We start from the raw sequence: 22,718 nt of genomic DNA on the forward strand, positions 1-22,718 counted from the left end.
GCTCGGCATGGACCGGGCGCGCCGCCCTTCCGGATCAGTCGCAGTGCTGCAGCACGTAGTCCCCGAGGCGGAAATCGTAGAAGGACATGCGCTGTTCCTTCGTCTTGGCCGGCGGCATCAGGAAGGTCATGAACTCCTGGTCCAGCGTGTAGCCGGGGTCATTCTCCACCCGGTCGAGAATGTCCTCCAGCTGCTCCTTGGCCGGCACGACGATGTGGAACTCGTCCTCGGAGTTCTGGTGCACGATCACCTTGATCGGGCAGTGCTTGCGCTCCAGCTCGTTGCCGTCCTTGTCCTGCAGGGTGATGCCGGCCTTGTACATGTCCTTCAGCGCCCCCTTGGAATCCCCCACGGGCACCTTGTCCTTCAGCACCCATTTGCGCACGAGGGCGCCCATGGCGCGCAGGACAACCGGATCGTTCATGTTGAACACATGCGAAGGCATTGGAGATCTCCCGGATCAGTGTGTTTGCGTGCGAAGGAAGGAAAGCAGGCCGGTCATGCGCCGCGGCGCCTCCTGGCCGAGAATGTCGCGCCACAGCGCCCGGCCGCGGGCGGTTTCCGCCTCGGACTCGATGAGCCCGGCGCCGAACACCTCGCCCACGATGGCGCTGGCCACCGGCCCGAGATGGTGCCCGCCGGCGTGCTGGGCCTCCAGCAGCACGTAGAGCGCCAGGGGCATGCGCGCGGCCAGCGCGGCGCGGTCCGCGGCGTCGAGCCCCGGCAGCCGCTCGGCGAGCAGCGCCTCGCGCGCCGCGGGCTCCAGCAGGGCCACCCCCGGCATGCGCGCGGCCACGAAGGCGTCGGTGTCGTCCATCCCGTCCGCGGCGCAGCGCACCATGTCGCGGTAGGCCAGCCCCCGGCCCACCCCGTCATCCCCGGGGAAGAACCCCTCGTCATGCAGGGTGAGGTTGATGCCCGGCTTGATGAGATGGCTGAAGTTGCGCAACCGGCCGTCCGGGGTGCGCGGGGCGGTGTCGTCGAAGAAGAACCGGTCCCACTCCAGAGACCAGATCCGCGCCGGCGCGGAGGGCTCCGCGGCCAGCGAGATCAGCCGCGACAGCGAGGCCGGCTTGTTCTCCGCGAACTGCGCGGAGAGCGCGTAATGCCCCCGCGCCATCGTGTGCCCCACCCGGTAGGCGGCCGAGGCGAAGGCGCGCGACACCGGCGCGTCCACCGAGCCGGAGCCGAGCAGCCGCAGCCCGTCGAAACTGGCGCGCGCGCAGGCGTCCACCACCCGGGCATGGGTGGCGTCGTCCAGCAGGCGGGCGAGGAAATCATGCAGGATGATGTCGCGGTAGGCCGCCAGCACGATGGTGCGTGCCGTGGCCAGAACCCGGGCGCCGTCATAGCTGCCGGCGGGCTCCCGCGCCTCCACCCGGTCCACCACCGCGTTGTGCACGCAGGCGAAGAGCACCGTCACCTGCGAGATCAGGTAATGCAGGTTGTTGCGCGGATCGGCGGTGACGGCCGTCATCTCCGGCAGTTGCGCCACCAGGCGCGGCAACACGCAGAACTCCGGCCCCTGAGGGGCGGTGCTGGTCCATGCGGCGCGCGAGAGGAACGAGCGCTCGGTGTCGGGCATCGGCGCCAGCGCCAGCCGGGTGCGCGGCATCCGGCCCGCGGGCTGGTAGAGCTCGGGGCGGATGTCCGGCCCCGGGCCGTAGAGCGAGCCGAGGTCGAGCGCCGAATTGGCGTGCTCGGGCGAGATCGGCGCCGAGGGCGCCTGGCCGGGGTCTCCCAGCCGCGGCCGCGTCACCCCGCTGAACACGAGGTCATGCGCGGCGAACTGCGCGAGATAGGTGTAGCCCGAGGGGATGCGCGGATTGTCGTCCGGGGCGTCGCGCCGCGCGTCCTTCATCGCCTCGGCCAGCCGGGCGAAGAGCGGCCGGCGGTCCTGCGTGGCGCTGCTCTCCAGCGCCCGTGCGGGCTGCGGCCCGTATAGTCGACACCCGATGGTCATGATGATCCCCCCTGGATCTTCGGCTGACGGGGGCGCGGACCTGCGGTGTCTTGTACTCCACCAGTCACGCGCAGGCCCTGTTCCGATTACCTGCATGAAAACACTGCGAACATCGCTAAACAACAGAATGTTTCATGGCCTGTATGTGAATGAATGCATTGACTGGCTGATTACATCTGGACAGGGGCGCCCGAATAGTGTTGCCTGTCCCCTCCGCGCGGCAGGAGCCTGCCGCATCGGCCCTCCCCCCGTTCCGGATACCCGCCTGCCGGGGCAGGCTGCGCCGGTCACGTGCCGCGGCGGCGCGGCACGCGTTCAGGCGTCGAGCAGCACGAACAGGGTTGCGGCCATGCCGTGGATCGCGGCCACCCGGTCGAACCCGCCCTTGGCGGAGCGCATGTCCCGGGCACGGTCGCGCAGCTCGCTGCTCACCAGGTCGATCTCGTCGAGATAGCTGAGGTTGATCTGCTCGGCCTTCGCCACTTTCGCCTGCAGCGCGGCCTTCACGGTTTCGAGCTGCCGGACGGCCTTCTGCCGCTCCGGGGCGTCGCCTGCCAGCAGGGCGAGCGCCGCCTGCACCTCGGCGATCGAGGCGATCCGCTCGGCCAGGTGCGGCTTGAAATCATGCGGGGTCATCGGGTCTCTCCATCTGTGATCCCAGTCCTTCCGGGCCTGCCCTGCGACGGCAGGAACGGGAGGGTCGGCGGGCGCTTGCGAACCAGATGTTCACAAGCGGTTAATCTGTGACCTCACATTGATGGATGCGGCGTTATACGGGCGTTATTCACCCGTTTCGCCCGGCCGCCTGTCTGGAAATATCCGTTATTTCAATATCTTGGGTCGAAAACGCGTCGGCGTGAGGCAAGCCTCGTCATCCGGCGGAAAGTGTCACTGCCCGCCAAGGCATCGGAAGGCAAACTGCATGAATGTTTCGACAGTGAAGGGCGTATCCTGGAAACGTTTCTTCCTGGATGAGACGATGGAGCCGTCTTCCGCGCATTGGGAAAATGTCAGCGTGTAATTGGAGTCGGAAAAGGCAATATAGGTGAAGAAAATGGATCCTTCCCCTTCGGACGGTATTTTATCCAGTCCATCGCTTATGATGGATTCCTGATCGGAGCTCAGGAATTTCCCGGCATATGGCCCGGTCTTCTGGAAATAGATCTGCAATTACGTCCCTCCAGCCTCCCCGGAATCAGCCACCGGCGCGGCGGTCCGCCTGTCCGGGTGTCCTCTGCGTCCGGAGCGTGGCGCCGGGCGGTATCAGGTCTCCTGTCCTGTCATGCCCCAAGGTGCGGACGCTTACAATATCGCCCGCTGCGGGATGTGCGAACCCGCACGTTTTGCCCCGCGCGGTGCCGCGAATCCGGCCCCTCCGCAGGCCTGCAGCAGGAGCCGGCCACCCGGCCCTCCGGAGAGACGCCCCCGGGTTCGCTGCCCGGAGGGCTTCGCGGAACCCGGGGACAGCGGGAACACGCCGGTTCCCGGCCCCGGGGCGCGGACGCCCGGCCGGAGGGCAGCCCGCAGGCTAGTTCAGATCATGCTCCGCGATCAGGGCCGCGAGGGCGGAGGAGAAGCCGGCGTTGTAATCCGTCGCCACCTCGTTCGCGACATAGTCCGTCCGCAGGTCGGCGTAGGCGCCGTTCACGTCCGGCCCGCCGACCAGCGCGCCGTAGAGCGTGTGCGCGTTGGCGGCGGGGTCGGAGTCGCTGTCGGTGCCGGAGGCGCCGCGGTGGTGCGGGTTGAGCGGGTAGTCATCGCCGAAGCCGACGACATAGCTCTGCCCGTCCGGATTGTCTCCCAGCATGTAGTCGAGCTGGTCGGCGGCGAAATCCACCACCGCGTCGATGCGCGCCTGCGAGCCACCCCGCGCCTCGGTGAGGTCGGCGTATTCCATCGCCAGGAAGGCGGTGTTCGCCGCGTAGCGGTTCGAGCCCCAGGCGTCGAGCCAGGCGAGGCCACCGTTCGTGTCCGTGCCCGGGGTGCGGGGCAGGCTGTTCATCCAGTAGTCGATATGCGCGCCGAGATCGGCGTAGGCGCTGCTGCCGCCCGGGGCCGCGGCCAGCAGCGCGGCGGTGCCCATGGACTTGTTGTCCCAGGACAGCCCCCAGGTGGTACCGCTGGCGGTGTACCAGGCCTGCGCCTTGTCCAGATAGGCGGCCTCGCCGGTGGCCCGGTTCAGCCAGGCCGCGCTCCAGGCCAGTTCGTCCTGATAGCCGCTCCAGGAATTGTAGAAATCCGCGGCGTCGGGCACGGCGGCGGTGTAGCTGCCCTGATAGGCCTCGGAGAAGGCGAAGAGCTGCTTCGCGGTGTCCAGAAGCTCATCCGCATAGGCGGTGCGGCCGGCCTCGCGGAACACGATGGAGCTCGCGGCCAGCGCGGCGGCCGTCTCCGCCGTCACCTCCGTGCCGGGGGTCCGGGCCGTGACCGCATAGGCGGGGCGCGCCATGGTCATGTCCTCGGGGGCGCCCCAGTAGGCGTGATCGGCGGCGCCGTTGCCGACCTGGGCGTAGAACACGTCATCGGCCAGGGTCTCGGTGCCCTTGTCGTCATAGGCGCGCAGGAAGTAATCGGTCACCCATGCGAGATGGGTGAGGATGTCGTCATAGGTGCCGCTCGCCTTGTAGCCCTCGGCGTAGTCCGACGCGCCCCAGGCCAGGAGCGTGGCGGAGGAGGCCATCGGCAGGCCGAACTTCACGTGATCGCCCGCGTCATACCAGCCGCCGGTGAGGTCGCGCCCGACGTCCGCGCCATCCGACAGCGCGCTGTCCCCGCGCCAGTCGACGGGGAAATCCTCCGGCAGATCCCCCGAATACTGCGCGTAGTAGAACTGCATCGACAGCCCAAGCGCCTCGCCGTAATCGGCGGCGGCGAAGGGTGAGGGCGTGCCGGGCACATGGCCCGTGCCGGGGCGGGGGTTCGGCCCGGGGCCGGACCCGGCCTCGGTGTAGATGTCGAAATAGGGCGCGTCCGGCGCGCTGCCGGTGGCCACGAAGCCGATGGTGACGGACTGTCCCTGCGCCAGCCCCGTGGTCCAGTCCCGGCCGATGAGCGAGGGGTCGCCGTCGGCCTCCGTCCGGGCCACCGCGCCCCACACGCGGTCGATCACGAAATCCGCGTCCTCGAAGGTCAGCCGCCAGCTCTCCAGCGGCCGGCCGGTGTCGTTCGTCACCGTGAGCTCGCCTGCAAAACCGTGCGTCCAGTGGGTGGAGACGGAGACGGAGACCTCCGGCAGGGCCGCGGCCCCATCGCCGTCGGTGATGGTGAGCCGCGCGTCGGGGCTGACGAGCGCGGCGCCCTGCGCGGAGAGCAGGCGGACATGCAGGCTCTCCGTCGGCTCCGCCACCCGGTCATCGCGCAGGGGGATGTCGAGCAGGGCGCGGGTGGTGCCGGCGGGAAGGGTGACGGTGCCATGGCTCTGGCCCGCCCGGTAATCTGCCGCGTCTGCGCTGCCGCCGGGCACCACGGCCCAGCGGACGGTAACGTCCTCGGCGCGCGCCTCGCTGAGAACCACGCGCATGTGGGCGGTGCCGTCCTCCTCCGCCGCGGTGGCGCGGGCCAGGCGCAGGCCGGGCAGGTCGTCGTCGATCAGGGTGAGGAGGGCGCTGGCGGTGCCGATGCGCGCACCCGTGGCGGAGGTGAGGGTGATGCGCGCGGTCTCCGTGCCTTCCTCCAGCGCATCGTCGAGGATGCGGACAGGGAAGCTCGTCGCGGTCTGGCCGGCGGCGATGGTGAGGCTGCGCGCCCCCGGCGCCGCCCGGTCCGCCGCGCCGGCGCTGCCGCCGTCAAAGGCCCATTTCACCGTGACGTCCATGTCGCTGGCGTGGGAGAGGGTGACGCGCATCCGCGCGGTGCCGTCGCCCTCGGTGGCGGTGACGGGGTGCAGGCTCACCACCGGCAGCGGGTCCGGCACGGGCTCGGGCGGGCTTACCGGAACACCGTTCACCCGGGTTACCGCGAGGTCCTGCCGCGCGGCGTCGGCCTGGAAGCCGAAGCGCGCGGTCTCCCCGGAGGCGAGCGCGCCGTTCCAGCCCTCGTCGGCGAGGGTGTAGAGCGGGCCGCTGCGCGAGACGATCCGCGCGCCCCAGATGCTGGTGATCCCGGCGTGCAGTTCCAGCACGAGGGTCCAGTGGTCGAGCCTGCGATGGGCCTCGAACGTGGCCTGCACCGCCATGCCCGTGTCCCACGTGTCGACGTCTGCGAAGGTGACGACGCCGGGCGCGCCGCCGGAAATGACTGTATCGGCCAATGCATTTGCCTCTCTGAACGCGATCCGGGCGAAATTCCCGGCAGATCAGGAGAGGCGAAAAACTGCCCCTCACCCGCCGGATGCTACGCAAGCCCGGGGCCCTTGTCAGCAGGAGCGCCGAAGGCCGGGGCGGCGCCGGAGCCGGGCAGGCGGCGCTTGCGCACCGAAGCCGCAGGCGTGGACCGTTTCCCCCGGCGGGCCGGCGGGCACCCTCGGTCGGGCGCCGCCCGGGCGGAGCCGGGACATCCGTCCGCGCGCCACACGCCGCGTGTGCCTCTCGGCGCCATCGAGGCAGGGCGGCGGAGGCGATCCCCTTGATGCGCCTTCATAAAAGCCGTCTGCACCACGCCGGGGCCAAGGCCACGCGCATGGCCGGTTCCCGGAGGGCCCGGAGCCGCCTCCCGCGCCGGAGCGCGCTGCGCCGCTGGCCGGAACCCGCCGGGACGGTGTGCCGTCTCGCCGCCGCCCGGCCGGCCTGCCCGGGGGCGCGCGGCCCGGCCATGGGGCATCGAAACCGCCCGGCGCGGGCGTTTCGGACCGTGGCTCCGCGCGGCGCTGCGCCAGAATGTCACGCATCGCAGACGCGAGCTGGCCTGCGCGCCGCAACCCACCGGGGCAATCCAGCGTTCGAAGCCTGTCGGGGGACGTTGCGGCGCGGTGCCGGAACCCGGCAGGATTCGTGCGGCGGATGGTATCGCGGAGGGTGTTGCCGCGACGGGCCCCCGCCCGGCGCCCGTGCCGCAGTGCACCGGCCGGGCGCGCCGGTGCGGGTCCGGCCCGGCGCGGCGGTGACCGGCGATGGCGCAGGGGTCACGCGCCATCTGGACTGGCGCGGCCGCCGGGGCGTCGCGCGGGTTGGCCTGCCCGGCGCCTCAGGCCGGCCGGCGCGGCTCGGAGAAGCGGAGCAGGCGCAGGGCGTTGAGGGTTACCAGCACCGTGGCGCCGGTGTCCGCCAGAATGGCGGGCCACAGGCCGGTCACCCCCAGCAGCGTGGTCACCAGGAACACGCCCTTCAGCCCCAGCGCGATGGCGACATTCTGGTGGATGTTCGCCATCGTGGCCCGGGCGAGGCGGATCTGGATGACCACGTCGCCCACCCGGTCGCGCAGCAGGGCGCCGTCCGCGGTCTCCAGCGCCACGTCGGTGCCCGAGCCCATGGCGAGCCCCACCTGCGCGGTGGCCAGGGCGGGGGCGTCGTTGATGCCGTCGCCCACCATCATCACTCGGGCGCCCGGCGTGGCGGCGGCGAGGTCGCGGATCGCGGTGACCTTGTCTTGCGGCAGGAGGCCGGCGCGGGCGGCGAGGCCGATGCGCTGCGCGATGGCCTGCGCGGTGCGGGGGGTGTCGCCGCTCAGCATCACCGGGGTGATGCCCATGCGCCGCAGGTCGGCGACGGCGGTGGCGGCGTCGGCGCGGGGCTCGTCACGCAGGGCGATCAGCCCGGCGAGGCGGCTCTGCGTGAACACCGCGACCACGGTGGCGCCCGTCTCCTCCGTGGCGGAGATCCAGGCGCGGGTGGCGGGGTCGACGAGGCCGTGCTGCGCGGCGAGGTCGGGGGACCCCACGGTCCAGTCCTGCCCGTCGATGGTGGCGCGCGCACCCCGGCCGGGCAGGGCGGCGGCGCCGGTGGCGGGAGGGAGGACGCAGCCTTCCGCCTCGGCGCGCGCCAGAATGGCCCGGCCGAGCGGGTGGCTCGCGCCGGCCTCCACCGCGGCGGCGGTGGCGAGCAGCCCGGTTTCCTCCTGCGCGATGCCGCGCAGTGCGACGATGCGCGGCCGGCCCTCGGTGAGGGTACCGGTCTTGTCGAAGGCCACGCAAGTGACCCCCGCCGTGGCCTCCAGCACCGCGCCGCCCTTCAACAGCAGCCCGTGCCGCGCGCCGGTGGAGAGCGCCGAGGCGATGGAGGCGGGCACCGAGATCACCAGCGCGCAGGGGCAGCCGATCAGCAACAGCGCGAGGCCGCGGTAGACCCATGTCTCCCAGGGCGCCCCGGCCAGCAGCGGCGGCAGCACCGCGACCAGCAGCGCCGCGCCCACGACGGCGGGCATGTAGACGCGGCTGAACCGGTCGATGAACCGCTCGGTGGGGGCGCGGGCGCTGCCTGCCTCCTCCACCAGCCGCAGGATGCGCGAGATCGTGTTGTCCTCGAAGGACGTGCTCACCCGGATGCGCAGCTCCGCGCCGGTGTTGATCGCCCCGGCGAAGACCGTGTCTCCGGGGGAGACGGGGCGCGGCAGGCTTTCGCCGGTGACCGGGCTCTCGTCCACCGCGGAGATGCCGGTGGCCACCGTGCCGTCGGCGGGGATCCGGTCTCCGGGGCGGACCTGAACGAGATGGCCGATGGCGAGGCTCTCCGCCGGCAGGTCTCGGATCGTGCTGCCGACGACGACACGCGCGGTCCTGGGCACCAGCGCGGCGAGCGCGCGGATGCCGCTGCGCGCCCGCCCGGCGGCGAGACCTTCCAGCGTCTCCCCGAGTGCGAAGAGGAACACCACCAGCGCCGCCTCCTGCGCGGCGCCGATGACCAGGGCACCGGTGGCCGCGATGGTCATCAGCATCTCGATGGTGAAGGGCATCCGGGCCGCCGCCATCTGCCCGGCGCGCCGGGCCACGGGAGCGAGCCCGATCAGCGTGGCGAGCATGAAACCCGCCTGTGCCACCCTGCCGCCCACGGCGAGATCCACCGCCCAGGCCAGCGCCAGCAGCGCCCCGGTGCCCAGCAGCAGCCGCGCCTTCGGCGTGCTGTGCCTGGCCGGATCGGCGTCCGGGCCTGCGGGCGCGGCCGATGCGCCGGGCGCTCCGGCGGGGCTGTCCCCTGCTGTTGCTGCGGGAGCGGGCGGAGGCATGGCGAGGCCGGTCTCCGCAGGGGCTGTGCCGCGGGTGTCCGCCGGGGCACCGGCGTGGCCGCGCGCATGCGCGCCCGGCTGTCGGCCTGGGTGGGCAAGGGCGGGACCCTGCGCGACCGTGCCGGCGGGTGTCTCCCCGGCGGCATGGGGATCATGGTGCGCAGGCCCGGCCGGCTGGCCGGTTGCAGGGGCGGGGGCGGGGCGCTGCGCAGGCGCGGGCTTCCGGCCCGCGTCAGGCGGAACCGAAGGGCCGGGCCCGGAGGCATGGCCCTGCGTGGCGACGGGGGGTGCGGGCTGCGGGTCCGGCAGGGCGGCGGCGTGGTCCGGGCCGGAGGGGGCGGCATCCGCCGGCATCACGAAGCCGCGCGCCGGCTTCTGCGGGGCCGCGCCGCGCGGGCCGATGCCGTAGCCGAGACGGCGCACGGCGCGTTCCACGCCTGCGCGCGGGGTGAGAGTTTCGTCGAGGGTGAGGCTCAGGCGCTCGGCCATCAGCGCCACGTCCACGGCGCCGACGCCCGGCAGCGCCGCCACCGCCCCGCGCACCTTCGCCGCGCAGGCCCCGCAATCCATCCCCGTCACCCGCCATTCGTGCTGGCTTTCCCGTGTCATCCCTGGGCCTCCTGTGTCGCTGTTCCGGCTCGACTCACGCACAGATGGGAGCTACAGCCACTGTAGGTTCAAGGGGTGCCGCGGGGTTTTTCCGCGCCCCGCTGCAAACAGGAGGAGGGCGGCCATGCACACGATCGGCACGCTGGCGCGGCGCACGGGCACCCGGGTGCAGACCATCCGCTACTACGAGCAGGTGGGGCTGATGCCCGAACCGGGGCGGACCGCGGGCGGCCAGCGGCGCTATGGCGACGGGGATCTCGACCGGCTGTCCTTCATCCGCCACGCCCGGCAGCTGGGCTTTTCGCTGGAGGCGATCCGCGAGCTGATCGACCTCGCCGACCATCCGGGCCGCGATTGTTCGGACGTGGATTCCATCGCGCGGCGGCAGTTGCGCGAGGTCGAGCGCCGCCTGGCGCGCCTCGAGGCCCTGCGGCTGGAACTGCAGCGGATGGTGCGGGAGTGCCACGGCGGCTCGACCTCCGACTGCCGCGTGCTGGAAGTGCTGCGCGACCATTCCGAATGCCTGACCGACCATGAGCCCGGAACGCTCTGACCGGCGCGCGGCGGAGTGAGGATGCCTGCAGGGCGCGCGGGCATCTGCCTCTCCGCGCAGTGGGGCGAAGCCTGACGCAGCCGGGGGCACGAGGCGGCGCGGCCCCACGCCGGGTATGTCGCAGGCGCGGACACCGGCGAACCGGTGGCGGGGCGGAACCGGCCTGGTCCGCGAGGTGCAGAGGGTCCTGCACCGCAGGGCTTGCCGCACCGGTGCAGTGCCGGTCTCCCGCGCGCGGGACGGCGCCGCCGGCGCGGGCAGTCCGGTCAAGATCCGGACAGATCGCGGACTCTCTTGATCTTCGCGCGGTTGTGATAAGTATTGCCCGGTAACGTCCTCAATTTGCATTTTACACCAGGAAATAACCGCATAATATGTTTGATAGGGGCGGTTAACTATTAAGAAAAGTGAATCATGACGATGAGGGATCTTGATGCCGCCCTGGCCTTCGCCGCGACGCGGGGCTGGTTTTCGACGCTTGCCGCGGATACCCGCGAAAAACTCTCCGGAATCGCGCGTTTGCAACGGTTTGCGGCCCGCGAGATCGTCTTCAGCTTCGGCGATCCCGCGGATGGGGTGTTCGGCCTCGTCGAGGGATCGTTCGAGATCACCATCCCCCGGGCGGACGGTCTCGGGATCTCCGCCTACAGGGCCGACCCGGGGCATTGGATCGGCGACCCGGTGCGGTTCGACGGGCAGACCCGGCTGGTCACCCTCATCGCCGCCGGGCCCGCGCGCGCGCTGTTCCTGCCGGACCCAGACCTGCGCGCCCTGCTGGCCGATGACCCGGACCTGCTCGGGGAATTCTGCAGGCTGAACCACCTGAACACCGCGCTGGCGCTGCGGTTGCTTGCCAACCTCGTCAGCCCGCCTTCGGAGGCCCGGATTGCCCTGCACCTGCTGATGCAGGACGAGGCGCGGGCGCCGGGCGCGCGCGACATCGGGCTGTCGCAGGGCAGGCTCGCCGAGGGCGTGGCCCTGTCCGCCCCGACCGTGGAGCGGGTGCTCCGGCGGATGCAGGAGAAGGGCATGATCGATCTGTGCTGTGGCCGCATCCGGATCCTCGACCGCGACGCGCTGCGCGCACTCAGCGGGCGCTGAGCCGGGGCGCCGCCGGGGTGCCGCCCAGGCCGGTGTGCGCCCGGCGTCACGCGTCCCAGCAGGGCGGGTCGCCGATCTGGCGTCGCAGGCTTTCGTAGAGCGCGTGCACCCGGGCGGAGGAGGTGCGCTGCAACGGGTAGCACAGGAAGAGCTCGGCGCCTTCGGCCTGTGATCCGATGTCGATCTGCACCAGTCGCCCCGCCGCCACGTCCTCATAGGTGAAGAAGGTGGGCAACAGGGCGATGCCGTGGCCCGCCAGCGTGGCGTGGCGCATGAACAGGCCGTTGTTCACGCGCAGGCAGCTCCGGGGCCGGACCACCGTCCAGCCCGCCTCGCCGGAGAAGCGCCAGTCCCCGTCGCGGTTGCTGTAGAGGATGCCGCAATGTGCCTGCAGGTCGGCGGGGCTGCGTGGGGTGCCGGAGCGCTCCAGATAGGCCGGCGCGGCGACGAGGGTGCGCCGGGTGACTGCAAGGCGCCGGGCGACCAGCCGGGTGTCGAGCACCGGCCCGTGCCGGATCACCGCGTCGTAGCCGTCGGCGGCCACGTCGACGAAGCGGTCGTCGAGGTCCAGCGTGAGGTCGATCTCCGGGTGGTCTGCCAGGAAGGCGCAGATCGCGGTGCTCAGGTGGAGCACGCCGAAGCTCACCGGGGCCGACAGGCGCAACGGCCCGGCGATGGACCCGCTGCGCTCCGTGATCTCGGCGGCGGCCTCGGCCACCTCGGCCAGGATGCGCCGGGCGCGGGGCAGGAAGCTCTCGCCGTCGGAGGTCAGCGACAGCCGGCGCGTGGTGCGCTGGACCAGCCGCGCGCCGAGCGTGCGTTCCAGTTCCACGAGGCGCTCGCTGACGACCGACTTGGCCAGGCCCAGCCGGCGCGCCGCCCCGCTGATCGACCCGGCCTCGATCGTCGCGACGAAGGCTGAAATCCCGTCGAGCTTCACCGTCGTTCGCCTTTTCCGAAAAGCAGTTCTGGCCTTTCCCGGCTAGTGGGAACGATGGCGCGTGCGCATCTTCGTGTCGAGCGATTTGGCGCTTTGGCTGCAAAGGAGGCTACACCATGCTTCGACCCCTCATGTTCACCCTGGGCCTCGCGGCCGCGGCACCCGCACTGGCGCAGGTCCGGCCGTTTCCGCCCAGCTTCGACGCGCGTGACATCGCCACGAACGCAACGACGCTGCATGTGCGCGTCGGCGGCAGCGGCCCGGCGGTGGTGCTGCTGCACGGCTATGGCGAGACCGGCGACATGTGGTCCCCGCTCGCGGAGGACCTCGCCCGTGACCACACCGTGATCGTGCCCGATCTGCGCGGGCTCGGCCTGTCGGCCCGCCCGGCGGGCGGCTACGACAAGAAGACCCAGGGCGAGGACATCGCCGGCGTGCTGGACGCGCTCGGCGTCGGCGAGGTGGATCTCGTCGCGCATGACATCGGCAACATGGTGGGCTTCGCCTTCGCGGCGGAGCACCGCGACCGGGTGAAGCGCCTGGTGCTGATGGACGCGCCGCTGCCCGGAGTGGGCCCCTGGGAGGAGATCCTGAAGAACCCGCTCCTGTGGCACTTCCGCTTCGGCGGGCCGGACATGGAGCGGCTGGTGGCGGGGCGTGAGCGCATCTACCTTGACCGGTTCTGGAACGAGTTCTCCGCCACGCCGGCGAAGTTCACCGAAGCCTCGCGCGAGCATTACGCCGCGCTCTACGCGCTGCCCGGGGCCATGCACGCGGGGTTCGAGCAGTTCAAGGCCTTCGACCAGGACGCGCTGGACAACCAGGCCTTCCTGGCTGAGGGCAAGCTCGCCATGCCGGTGCTGGCGGTGGGCGGAGACCATTCCTTCGGCTCCGGAATGGCGGATGTCGTGCGGTTCGCGGCGACGGACGTGCAGGGTCTGGTGATCGGAGACGCCGGCCACTGGCTGATGGAAGAGCAGCCCGACGCCACGGTCGCGGCCGTCCGGGCCTTCCTGGACGAGGCCCGCTGACGCGCGCCCACCCGCACCGGGCAGCACCTTCCCGCCTCGGCGCGGCGGCCGGCAAGGGCGCCGCGCCGAAGGGCGGGTTCGCCGGGGGTGTCCGGCGCGGTGAGGGGCGCCGCGCCGATGGGCGGACTTGCCGAGGGTGTCCGGTGCGGACAGGGGCCGGCGTGCCGCGCTGCGCCTGCGTGCCCGGCCCCCTTGCGCCCGGACCCGGCCTGACACTGATCAGGTTGACGGTCCGGGAGGCGGCGGGCATTTCCGCCCCGCCGGCACCGCTCCGCCGGCACCGCCCCGCACGGCGGCGCGCGGTGCCTGGGCTGCCGCTCCCCCCCGGCCGGGCGGCTCTGCTCCGTGCGCGACGGTGCGGGCATCGACGGGTTGCCCGCTTCCTTCCGGCGGGGCGAACCTGCTCTGCGCGCGGCGGGGCAGGCGTGGCGAGCCGGACCGGCCGTCCTCGGTTCGCGGAGGGGCCCGCCGCGCGCGGGGGGCCGGAGGGGTGCGGCGGGCGTCAGCCGTCGCCGATGGCGTCGATCCGTGCGCCCCAGAGGTCGATGAAACACTCGAACTGCTCGGCGAAACTGGCAACCATTTCCGGGGGCCAGCCGTCCAGCGCCTCGCCGATGAGCCGGTGTTTCACGCTGCGCATCTCGGCATGCAGGCGCTCGCCCAGTTCGGTGCGCACCACCAGGCTGGAGCGCGCGTCGCTGGGCGAGGCCACGCGGGCCAGCAGGCCGCGCGCCACCATTTCCGAGATCAGCCGGCTGGCGCGCGACGGGTCGATGCGCATCGCCCGCGCCACCGCGCCGACCGTGGTTCCCGGGCAGTCCGTGGCGGCTTCCGGGCCGGCAGGCGCCGAAAGCCCGGCCCCGCCGGGCGCAATGCCCGCACCCTCGGCGGAGACCGCCGCGCCGCCCCCGCCGGCGGCCGGGGGTGTCGCGCCGTCGAACGGGGCCGCAACGGGCGCCGCTGCGCTGTCCGGTGAGGCGGTCGCCCCGGGGTCGCAGCCCGGCACCAGGGTGAGCACGTCGATGAAGGAGAGCTCGGCGCCGGGGGCAACGTTGGCGATCGCGACCCGGCTGATCACCCGCCGCCCCGTGAGCACGCGCAGGCGCCCCAGTGCGCGCGAGATGCGGTGGATGTCGGGTTCGGCAGGGGCTGGCGTGTCACGCGTCATGAAGCGGAGGGCTTTCGTCGGGATGTCCCGCAGTGCGGGGGGCAGGGAACGGGCGGCGCCGGCCGGGGCGGGCGGACAGCCCGGGCGAAGGCAGGAGCGGAAGCGGCAAGGGCGGGGTGGTGGCGGCCCGGGCGGGCGAAGTCAGGTTGGACGGCGGCATGGACGGGCGAAGGCGGGTTGGGAGGCGGTATGGGCGGGAGGGCGGCGGCCGGAACGCCGGTGGCGCGGCGCGGACGAAAGGGTGGATATGTGCTGTTGACATTTATATGCTGTCCGCACATATATTGCAAGCTTCCCGGAGGCCCAGGGCCGGACCGGCAGCGACCAGCCTTCGACCTCCCGACCTCCCGACCTCCCGACCTCCCGACCTCTCCGCACCCTTCTCCCGGATCCCCCCATGCTGCCCCACCCCTCTCCCGAAACCCCGACGGGGCTCACGCGTCGCCGCCGTCTGGTGGTGTTCTGTTTCCTGATGATGGCGTTGCTGATGGCGACGCTGGACAACATGATCGTCTCCACCGCGCTGCCGACGATCGTGAGCGAATTCGGCAGCATCGAACGCTTCGGCTGGGTGGGGGCGGGCTACCTTCTGGCGCAGAGCGCGATCATGCCGGTTTACGGCAAGCTGGGAGACCTGTTCGGGCGCAAGTACGTGATGATGTTCGCGGTTGCGCTGTTCGTGGTCGGCTCGCTCGCCTGCGGGATGGCCTGGTCGATGGACAGCCTGATCGCGGCGCGGGTGCTCCAGGGGCTGGGCGGCGGCGGCCTCATGGTGTCGATCTTCTCGATCAATGCCGATCTGTTCGAACCGCGCGAGCGCGCGACCTACCAGAGCTTCTCTAGCCTGGTGCTGATGGCCTCCGGCTCCATCGGGCCCACGCTGGGCGGCACGATGAGCCAGATGTTCGGCTGGCGCTCGATCTTCCTGATCAACCTGCCCATCGGCATCGTGGTGCTGATCGCGCTGTTCGTGCTGCTGGAGAACCGCCGGCCGCAGCGCCAGCCCAGGATCGACTTCGCCGGCGCCGCCACACTGGCGCTCGCCATCGGCGCCACGGTGCTCTGGGCCGACGGCTCGCAGCTCTTCGGCGGGTTGTTCGGCGCGACGGGCCTCGGGGTGCTTGCGCTGGCCGTGGTCTCGGCGGTGCTCTGGGTGCGCATCGAGCGGCGGGCGCCGGAGCCGGTCGTGCCGCTGCGGCTGTTCGCGGACCCCACGTTTCCGCTGCTGCTGGTGGTGGCACTCGCCTCCGGCGGGGTGGCGATCGGGCTGGTGAACTTCCACGGGCTGTTCCTGCAGATGACCACGGGCCTCTCGCCCGCCCATGCCGGGCTGTTCTTCATCGCGGTGACCGGGGGGATTGCCGCTGGCTCGCTCAGCGCGGGGCGAGTGGTGGCGCGCACCGGGCGCTACAAGCCGGTGCTGGTGGCCGGACTGTGCCTGTCGGTGGGAATGCTGCTGATGCTGTCGCAGATGCATGCCGGCACGCCGCTGTGGCTGGTGGCGGTGGCCTTCGCCGGGCAGGGGCTGGCGGTGGGGATGGGCCAGCAGGCGCCGGTGATCGGCGTGCAGCTCGCCGCGCCGCAGCGCGACATCGGCGCGGCGACCGGCGCGGTGACGCTGTGCCGGATGGCCGGGGCGTCGCTGGCGATCTCGGTGTTCGGCGCCATCATCTCGGCCCGGCTGGCGGGCAGCGACATCGTGGTGCCGGGCGTGGCCGAGCCGGCGGGCATCGCGCCCGACCTGCTCGCCACCCTGCCCGAGAGCAGCCGCGCGGCAGTGGGGCTGCTGTTCTCCGACGCGTTCACCTGGCTCTACATGGCGGCGGCGGGTGTCGCGGCCATCGGCCTCGTGGCGGCGCTGATGCTGCGGCCGGTGCTGATGCCGGTGCACGGCGCTGCCGTGGCGCCGCCCCGGCCGGCCGGCAACTGCCCCCATCCGGCGGAGTGAGCCCGGGAGACCTCGCGGCCTCTGGCGGTGACGCGAGGGGCTCGCAGCGGGGCGCAACCTCTCCCCACGCCCCGCGGAAGCCCCCCCTTCGGCAAGCCGCGCCATGGGCAAATCTGCGGGCGAACAGGCCGCGCCGGGCTTCGGCGTTGGAAAACGGGACGCAATCCCGTAGCAGCCGCTCCGTTGCGCCCTCCGGGTTGCCGTTCAGGCGCACGTGGTCCGGGCCCGCGACGCGGATGGTGCGCCGACGGCGGCACCTCCCGCTCCGCGGAGCGCCCGCGTCCGCATGTCCCCGCGGAAGGGGCTGGCCGCTACGGAGCCGGGCACAGCCGCGGTGCCGCGACCGCCCGGGATGTCGGGGTGCCACCCGACGGAGAGGCATCGCGCCGCCATGGGGGCCGGCGCGGTGGCGGAGGAAGCGCGTGGCGCGGGCGCCGCCCGCTGCGCTGTCCGCATTGCGGTCGCCCGGTGCCGGGCGAGGCGCTGTTAACTTGGAATTAAGTGTAAAAGCAGCAGGTTTCCGGCTGGGGGCGACGGCGGTGATGCGGGTCGCGCCGCGTCAGGGCGGCGGATGATGGGAGTCTGCGATGAGCGGCCGGTTCTCTGAAAACATGGCAGGCGGCGATCCGCTTGCGCACGGATCCACGGCAATGGCGGGCCCGGCGCGGCGGCGCTCTGCCCCGGCCGAGCTTTCCGCGGAGGCGTTGCGCGGGCTCGATGACCTCGACGCACGGCTGCCACCCTCGGGAGTTCGGGCGCGGCCCGCTTTCGAGAAACCGGCCCGTGGCGTCCCCGCCGGCCCTCCGGACCGCCTGTCGCCGGAAGCGGCCGCGGGCGGCGGGCTGATCGAAGGTGCCGACGGCACGCAGCGTCCGCATTACTGGGGCCACCGCGAGCGGCTGCGCACCCGATTCCTGACCGGCGGGCACGCGGCGATGCCCGATTACGAGCTGCTGGAACTGCTGCTGTTCAACGCCATCCCGAAGATCGACGTGAAACCGCTGGCCAAGCGCCTGCTGGCGGAATTCGGAGACCTTACCGGCGTCATCGCGGCGTCCGAATACCGGGTGCTCCAGGTGTCGGGCGCGGACCGCTGGGTGTTCCTGCAACTGCGCCTGGCGGAGGCCTTCGGCCACCGGATGGCGCAGGTGAAGGTGATGAACCGGGAGGTGGTGTCCTCCTGGGAAGCGCTGATCGCCTACTGCCGCACGGCGATGGCGCACCGGGACATCGAGCAGTTCCGCATTCTGTTCCTCGACCAGAAGAACTGCCTGATCGCCGACGAGACCCAGGCCATGGGCACGGTCGATCACGTTCCGGTCTACCCGCGGGAGGTGGCCAAGCGGGCGCTGGAGCTGGCGGCCTCGGCGGTGATCCTCGTCCATAACCACCCCTCGGGGGACCCGACGCCGAGCGAGGCGGATGTCGACATGACCCAGCGGATCATGGATGCCTGCAGCGCGATCGAGGTGAGCCTCTACGACCACGTGGTGATCGGGAAGACCGGCGAGACCTCGTTCCGCACACGCGGGCTGATCTGAGGCGCGCGCCCCCCTCCCCGCCCGGGGCCCTGCCGCAGCGCGAAGCCGGGCGCCGGATGCGGCCCCGTCGGGCCGACATAAAATACCCCGCCCGGTGCGGTGATGCGGGCGCAAGAAGCGCAGGCGTTGCAGAGCGCGCGCGCCCGGCCGCGTGCAGGCAGTGACGCGGGCCGGCACCGAACTCTCCCCGCGCGCCCGGACCGGCCCCGGGCATCTCCCTGACCGGCTGGCCGTCACCAGCCCTGACAGCACGGGCCGGGCCGTGAACGCGCTGTCAGGCCGGTGGCGGAAGGACGGCGCGCCTGCCTCCGCCTGGTGACGCTGCTGGCGCGCGGCGCCGATGGTGCGCGGAGCGGAGGCACCAAGGGGCGCGCAGGGCGAGGCGATCCGAAGGGTGGCGGACCCAGGGGGCGCGCATGATCCTGCCGACGGGCGCCCGAGCCTTCATTCCAGCGACCTCATTGTTGCTGCCTGACGGGTGGGCTGCGGTGCGCCGGGGGAAGTGCCGCGCAGCGGGGGGCGTCAGAAGGGCAGCGGAGCTGCTTCCTTAACTTCCTTGATGACGAAGAAGGTGCGGATCTGCCGCACGCCGGGCAGGGCGATGAGCTGCTGGCCGTGCAGGCGGTTGAAATCCTTCATCCCGCTCACCCGGATCTTCAGCAGATAATCGAAATCTCCGGCCACGAGGTTGCACTCCAGCACCGTCTTCATGCGCATGGCCGCGGCCTCGAAGGCCGCGAAGCTCTCCGGCGTGGAATGGTCCAGCACCGCGCCGACCATCACCAGCGCGCCGAGGCCCACCGGCTCGGGGTCGATGCGGGCATGCACACCGGTCACCACCCCGCTTTCGAACAGCCGCTGCGTGCGCCGGTGACAGGTGGCCGCGCTCACGTTCACCCGCTGCGCCAGCTCGGCGTTGGTGAGCCGCCCGTCCGCCTGCAGGGCGCGCAGGATGGCGAGATCGATTCGGTCCAGATCCGGCTTGGAAGGATCTTCCATCAATCACCCCAAAAATGTGCACTGTCATGGCATATGGCTGCCAAAGCTTCGGAAATGGAAGCATATGACGGGCAAATTGGAAAGCACCTTTCATATGGCTCTTGCTACGCTTCGGCAGATCGCAACCAGGAGACGCCGCATGTCGCTGCTCGAGAAATTCGACCGTTATCCCCTCACCTTCGGGCCGACGCCCATCGAACACCTGCCCCGGCTCTCCGAGGCCCTCGGCGGCAAGGTGGAATTCTATGCCAAGCGCGAGGATTGCAACTCCGGCCTCGCCATGGGCGGCAACAAGCTGCGCAAGCTCGAATACATCGTGCCCGATGCGCTGAAGGAAGGCGCGGACACGCTGGTCTCCATCGGCGGCGTGCAGTCCAACCATACCCGCATGGTCGCGGCCACCGCGGCCAAGATCGGCATGAAATGCGTCGTGGTGCAGGAGAAATGGGTGCCGCATTACGATGCCGTCTATGACCGCGTCGGCAACATCCTGATGACCCGGCTGATGGGCGCGGATTCGCGGCTGGTGGACGACGGGTTCGACATCGGCATCCGCCAGAGCTGGGAGAACGCCATCCAGTCCGTGAAGGACGCGGGCGGCAAGCCCTACGCCATTCCCGCCGGCGCCTCGGTGCACAAGTACGGCGCGCTCGGCTACATCGGCTTCGCCGAGGAAGTGGCGCAGCAGGAGGCCGAACTGGGCTTCAAATTCGACTACATCGTGGTCTGCGTGGTGACCGGCTCCACCCAGGGCGGGATGATCGTGGGCTTCGCCGCGCAGGACCGCGCGGACCGGGTGATCGGCATCGACGCCTCCTTTACCCCGGTCCAGACCCGCGCTCAGGTGCGCTCCATCGTGGACAACACCGCCGAGCTGGTGGGCCTGGGCCGCGCCGTCCGCGAGGACGAGATCGTCATCAACGAGGATTACGCCTACCCCGCCTATGGCGTGCCCTCGCAGGAGACGAACGACGCCATCCGCCTCGCCGCGCGCACCGAGGCGATGATCACCGACCCGGTGTACGAGGGCAAGTCCATGCAGGGCATGATCGACCTCACCCGGAAGGGTTTCTTTCCCGAGGGCTCGAAAGTGCTTTACGCTCACCTCGGCGGCGCCCCGGCGCTGAACGGCTACAGCTACTACTACAAGGAGGGCTGAGCCCGCCCGACTGCGCATCCGCAGCGCCCCGCCCGGGGGCGCCGCGCCCCCCAGGGAGCCCCGTGACATGACCGATGACGCCGCCCGCCTGAAGACCGTCGAACAGCGCCTGCTCTGGCTGTCGCACTGGATGATCCATCACGCGAACCATGTCCGTCCGAAGGTGGACGGCATCAAGGTGGGCGGGCACCAGGCCAGCTCGGCCTCCATGGTCTCGATCATCACCGCGCTCTACTTCTCGGCCCTGCGGCCGGAGGACCGGGTGGCGGTGAAGCCGCATGCCTCGCCGGTCTTCCACGCCATGCAGTACCTGATGGGGAACCTCCCGCGCGAGAAGATGGAGGCCTTCCGCGGCTTCGGGGGCGTGCAGAGCTATCCCTCGCGCACCAAGGACGTGGACGACGTGGATTTCTCCACCGGCTCCGTCGGGCTCGGGGTGGCGATGACCTCCTTCGCCTCGCTGGTGCAGGATTACGTGGCCGCCAAGGGCTGGGGCGGGCTGGAGCGGCTGGGCCGCATGGTGGCGCTGGTGGGCGACGCCGAGCTGGACGAGGGCAATGTCTACGAGACCCTGCAGGAGGGCTGGAAGCACGATCTGCGCAACGTTTGGTGGGTGATCGACTACAATCGCCAGTCGCTGGACGGCATCGTGCGCGAGGGGCTGTTCGGGCGCATCGTGAAGATCTTCGAGGCCTTCGGCTGGGACGTGGTGCGGGTGAAATACGGCGCCCTGCAGCGCGCCGCATTCCTGGAGCCCGGCGGCGAGAAGCTGCGGGACTGGATCGACCGCTGCCCGAACCAGGAGTATTCCGCCCTCACCTACATGGGCGGCGCAAAGTGGCGCGAGCGGCTGATGGAGGATCTCGGCGACCAGGGCGACGTGACCGCGCTGCTGGACCGGCGCTCGGACGCGGAGCTCTCGGCCCTGATGGAGACCCTCGGCGGCAATTGCGTGGAGACGCTGGCCTCCGTGTTCGCGGCGGTGGAGCATGACCGGCCGACGTGCTTTCTCGCCTACACCATCAAGGGCTGGGGCACGCCCATAGCCGGGCACAAGGACAACCACGGCGGGCTGATGACCAGGGACCAGTTCGCCGGCTGGCAGCGCCACATGGGCGTGCCGGAGGGCGCGGAATGGGAGCCGATGGCCGGCGTGCAGGACCCGGAGGGCCTCTCGGCCTTCCTCGCGCGGGTGCCGTTCTTCGCCGAGGGCCCGCGGCGGCTGGGCGATGCGCGGATCGCCGTGCCCGCGCTGCCCGCGCCGTCGGACGCGGTGGTCTCCACCCAGATGGCCTTCGGCAAGATCCTCGACCGGCTGGCGCGCGGCGACAGCACGCTGGCCGAGCGCCTGCTCACCACCTCGCCGGACGTGACGGGCACCACCGGGCTCGGCCCCTGGGTAAACCGGCGCCAGCTCTTCGCGCGCACGCCGCGCGCCGATGCCTTCGCCACCCACCGCATCCCCTCCACCGCGAAATGGGCCTTCGCGCCGGAGGGCCAGCACCTGGAGCTGGGCATCGCGGAGATGAACCTCTTCCTGCTGCTGGGGGCGGCGGGCCTGTCGCACAGCCTGTTCGGCAAGCGGTTGCTGCCGGTGGGCACGGTGTATGACCCGTTCGTGAACCGTGGCCTCGATGCGCTGAACTACGCCTGCTACCAGGACGCGCGCTTCATGATCGTCGGCACGCCCTCGGGCGTCACGCTGGCGCCGGAGGGCGGCGCGCACCAGTCCGTCGGCACGCCGCTGATCGGCATGAGCCAGGACGGGCTGGCCGCCTTCGAGCCCGCCTTCGCCGATGAACTGGCCGTCATCATGGCCTGGGCCTTCGACTACATGCAGCGCGACGGTGAGGGCGACCCGGACGAGCGCACCTGGCTGCGCGACGAGACCGGAGGCTCCGTCTACCTGCGCCTCACCACCAAGCCGCTGGAGCAGCCCGGGCAGCGGGTGGACGATGCGTTCCGCCAGGGTGCCATCGACGGGGCCTACTGGCTGCGCCGGCCGGGGCCGAACTGCTCGATCGTCATCGCCTACCAGGGCGCGGTGGCCGACGAGGCCATCGCCGCCGCCGGGATGATCGGCGAGGTGCGGCGCGACATCGGCGTGCTGGCCGTCACCTCCGCCGACCGGCTGAACGCCGGCTGGACCGCGGCGCAGCGCGCCCGGGCCCGCGGTGTCACCGCCGCCCGCGCGCATGTGGAAACCCTGCTGGAGCCGCTGCCGCGCGAGTGCACCCTGGTCACGGTGATCGACGGCCACCCGGCCACGCTCTCCTGGCTCGGGTCGGTGGCGGGCCATCGCACGCTGGCGCACGGGGTGGAGCATTTCGGCCAGACCGGCACGATCGGCGACCTCTACCGTCATTACGGGCTGGACCGCTACGCGCTGGCCAATTCCGTGAGCGCCCTCACCGAGGGCCGCCGCGCCGCCCGCTGGTCCACCGCCCCGAGCGACTGACCGCGCGCGCCGCGCACGCGGCAATCCACGCGCCAGTGCAGGGGGCAGCCCGCGCCGCCCGGTCCCCGGGCGGCGCGGTGCCGTGCCGAGCGGGAGGGACCCTCATAGCAGCCTCTCCGGCGCCCGGGGGAGCGGGCTTTCCGGCTCCGGCCG

Annotated in this window: 16 protein-coding genes; 7 read left to right on the forward strand and 9 right to left on the reverse strand. The window is 71.6% G+C overall.

The window, feature by feature from the left end; all coding sequences use genetic code 11:
• Positions 1-34: 34 nt before the first annotated feature.
• The 6 genes from FDP22_RS24130 to FDP22_RS24155 form a co-directional block, all read right to left on the reverse strand.
• The gene (locus FDP22_RS24130; RefSeq protein ID WP_138579380.1) at positions 35-445 is read right to left on the reverse strand and encodes a hypothetical protein; all 411 of its coding nucleotides are present in this window, start codon (positions 443-445) and stop codon (positions 35-37) included.
• Positions 446-460: 15 nt separating this feature from the next.
• Positions 461-1,963 carry a peroxidase family protein gene (locus FDP22_RS24135; protein WP_170317864.1) on the reverse strand — a complete coding sequence of 501 codons (1,503 nt, stop codon included), beginning with the start codon at positions 1,961-1,963 and terminating at the stop codon, positions 461-463.
• 315 nt (positions 1,964-2,278) lie between these two features.
• Positions 2,279-2,599, reverse strand: coding sequence for a hypothetical protein (locus FDP22_RS24140; RefSeq protein WP_138579376.1), 321 nt, complete (start codon positions 2,597-2,599; stop codon positions 2,279-2,281).
• Between the two features lie 252 nt (positions 2,600-2,851).
• Positions 2,852-3,133, reverse strand: coding sequence for a hypothetical protein (locus FDP22_RS24145; protein ID WP_138579374.1), 282 nt, complete (start codon positions 3,131-3,133; stop codon positions 2,852-2,854).
• A gap of 358 nt (positions 3,134-3,491) precedes the next feature.
• A complete protein-coding gene (locus FDP22_RS24150) occupies positions 3,492-6,212 on the reverse strand; it encodes a glycoside hydrolase family 9 protein (RefSeq protein WP_143972318.1) in 2,721 nt (906 codons plus the stop codon).
• A gap of 872 nt (positions 6,213-7,084) precedes the next feature.
• Positions 7,085-9,667, reverse strand: a complete 2,583-nt coding sequence (locus FDP22_RS24155) for a heavy metal translocating P-type ATPase (protein WP_239032058.1) — start codon at positions 9,665-9,667, stop codon at positions 7,085-7,087.
• Between the two features lie 124 nt (positions 9,668-9,791).
• Between FDP22_RS24155 and FDP22_RS24165 the strand changes: the two genes are divergently transcribed.
• Together FDP22_RS24165 and FDP22_RS24170 are read left to right on the forward strand one after the other, a co-directional pair.
• The gene (locus FDP22_RS24165) at positions 9,792-10,220 is read left to right on the forward strand and encodes a MerR family transcriptional regulator (RefSeq protein ID WP_138578970.1); all 429 of its coding nucleotides are present in this window, start codon (positions 9,792-9,794) and stop codon (positions 10,218-10,220) included.
• A gap of 414 nt (positions 10,221-10,634) precedes the next feature.
• Positions 10,635-11,321 (forward strand): Crp/Fnr family transcriptional regulator, encoded by a 687-nt coding sequence (locus FDP22_RS24170; RefSeq protein WP_138578972.1) that lies wholly within the window; start codon positions 10,635-10,637, stop codon positions 11,319-11,321.
• A 46-nt stretch (positions 11,322-11,367) separates the two neighbouring features.
• On the opposite strand, the gene FDP22_RS24175 is transcribed toward FDP22_RS24170, so the two are convergent.
• A complete protein-coding gene (locus tag FDP22_RS24175; RefSeq protein WP_138578974.1) occupies positions 11,368-12,261 on the reverse strand; it encodes a LysR family transcriptional regulator in 894 nt (297 codons plus the stop codon).
• A 116-nt stretch (positions 12,262-12,377) separates the two neighbouring features.
• On the opposite strand from FDP22_RS24175, the gene FDP22_RS24180 reads away from it, so the two are divergent.
• Positions 12,378-13,292 (forward strand): alpha/beta fold hydrolase, encoded by a 915-nt coding sequence (locus FDP22_RS24180; protein ID WP_138578976.1) that lies wholly within the window; start codon positions 12,378-12,380, stop codon positions 13,290-13,292.
• Positions 13,293-13,794: 502 nt separating this feature from the next.
• Here FDP22_RS24180 and FDP22_RS24185 read toward each other — a convergent pair.
• Positions 13,795-14,460 (reverse strand): MarR family winged helix-turn-helix transcriptional regulator, encoded by a 666-nt coding sequence (locus FDP22_RS24185; protein WP_138578978.1) that lies wholly within the window; start codon positions 14,458-14,460, stop codon positions 13,795-13,797.
• A gap of 397 nt (positions 14,461-14,857) precedes the next feature.
• Here FDP22_RS24185 and FDP22_RS24190 point away from each other — a divergent pair, with 397 nt between their 5' ends.
• Both FDP22_RS24190 and radC read left to right on the forward strand, forming a co-directional pair.
• Positions 14,858-16,408, forward strand: a complete 1,551-nt coding sequence (locus FDP22_RS24190) for an MDR family MFS transporter (RefSeq protein ID WP_138578980.1) — start codon at positions 14,858-14,860, stop codon at positions 16,406-16,408.
• A gap of 650 nt (positions 16,409-17,058) precedes the next feature.
• Complete coding sequence (radC, locus tag FDP22_RS24195) at positions 17,059-17,949, forward strand: RadC family protein (protein ID WP_138578982.1); 891 nt, start codon at positions 17,059-17,061, stop codon at positions 17,947-17,949.
• 522 nt (positions 17,950-18,471) lie between these two features.
• On the opposite strand, the gene FDP22_RS24200 is transcribed toward radC, so the two are convergent.
• Positions 18,472-18,948, reverse strand: a complete 477-nt coding sequence (locus FDP22_RS24200) for an Lrp/AsnC family transcriptional regulator (protein WP_138578984.1) — start codon at positions 18,946-18,948, stop codon at positions 18,472-18,474.
• A 139-nt stretch (positions 18,949-19,087) separates the two neighbouring features.
• On the opposite strand from FDP22_RS24200, the gene FDP22_RS24205 reads away from it, so the two are divergent.
• A complete protein-coding gene (locus tag FDP22_RS24205) occupies positions 19,088-20,107 on the forward strand; it encodes a 1-aminocyclopropane-1-carboxylate deaminase (protein WP_138578986.1) in 1,020 nt (339 codons plus the stop codon).
• 67 nt (positions 20,108-20,174) lie between these two features.
• Positions 20,175-22,565 (forward strand): transketolase, encoded by a 2,391-nt coding sequence (locus FDP22_RS24210; RefSeq protein WP_138578988.1) that lies wholly within the window; start codon positions 20,175-20,177, stop codon positions 22,563-22,565.
• Positions 22,566-22,718 lie beyond the last annotated feature (153 nt).

This window comes from Paroceanicella profunda, assembly GCF_005887635.2.
Taxonomy (GTDB): domain Bacteria; phylum Pseudomonadota; class Alphaproteobacteria; order Rhodobacterales; family Rhodobacteraceae; genus Paroceanicella; species Paroceanicella profunda.

What these genes read in the sequence shown, in the direction of transcription:
- FDP22_RS24130 (WP_138579380.1), bottom strand. Translation starts at nt 445, where the DNA reads ATGCCTTCGCATGTGTTCAACATGAACGATCCGGTTGTCCTGCGCGCC.
- FDP22_RS24135 (WP_170317864.1), bottom strand. Translation starts at nt 1,963, where the DNA reads ATGACCATCGGGTGTCGACTATACGGGCCGCAGCCCGCACGGGCGCTG.
- FDP22_RS24140 (WP_138579376.1), bottom strand. Translation starts at nt 2,599, where the DNA reads ATGACCCCGCATGATTTCAAGCCGCACCTGGCCGAGCGGATCGCCTCG.
- FDP22_RS24155 (WP_239032058.1), bottom strand. Translation starts at nt 9,667, where the DNA reads ATGACACGGGAAAGCCAGCACGAATGGCGGGTGACGGGGATGGATTGC.
- FDP22_RS24165 (WP_138578970.1), top strand. Translation starts at nt 9,792, where the DNA reads ATGCACACGATCGGCACGCTGGCGCGGCGCACGGGCACCCGGGTGCAG.
- FDP22_RS24170 (WP_138578972.1), top strand. Translation starts at nt 10,635, where the DNA reads ATGACGATGAGGGATCTTGATGCCGCCCTGGCCTTCGCCGCGACGCGG.
- FDP22_RS24180 (WP_138578976.1), top strand. Translation starts at nt 12,378, where the DNA reads ATGCTTCGACCCCTCATGTTCACCCTGGGCCTCGCGGCCGCGGCACCC.
- FDP22_RS24185 (WP_138578978.1), bottom strand. Translation starts at nt 14,460, where the DNA reads ATGACGCGTGACACGCCAGCCCCTGCCGAACCCGACATCCACCGCATC.
- FDP22_RS24190 (WP_138578980.1), top strand. Translation starts at nt 14,858, where the DNA reads ATGCTGCCCCACCCCTCTCCCGAAACCCCGACGGGGCTCACGCGTCGC.
- radC (WP_138578982.1), top strand. Translation starts at nt 17,059, where the DNA reads ATGGCGGGCCCGGCGCGGCGGCGCTCTGCCCCGGCCGAGCTTTCCGCG.
- FDP22_RS24200 (WP_138578984.1), bottom strand. Translation starts at nt 18,948, where the DNA reads ATGGAAGATCCTTCCAAGCCGGATCTGGACCGAATCGATCTCGCCATC.
- FDP22_RS24205 (WP_138578986.1), top strand. Translation starts at nt 19,088, where the DNA reads ATGTCGCTGCTCGAGAAATTCGACCGTTATCCCCTCACCTTCGGGCCG.
- FDP22_RS24210 (WP_138578988.1), top strand. Translation starts at nt 20,175, where the DNA reads ATGACCGATGACGCCGCCCGCCTGAAGACCGTCGAACAGCGCCTGCTC.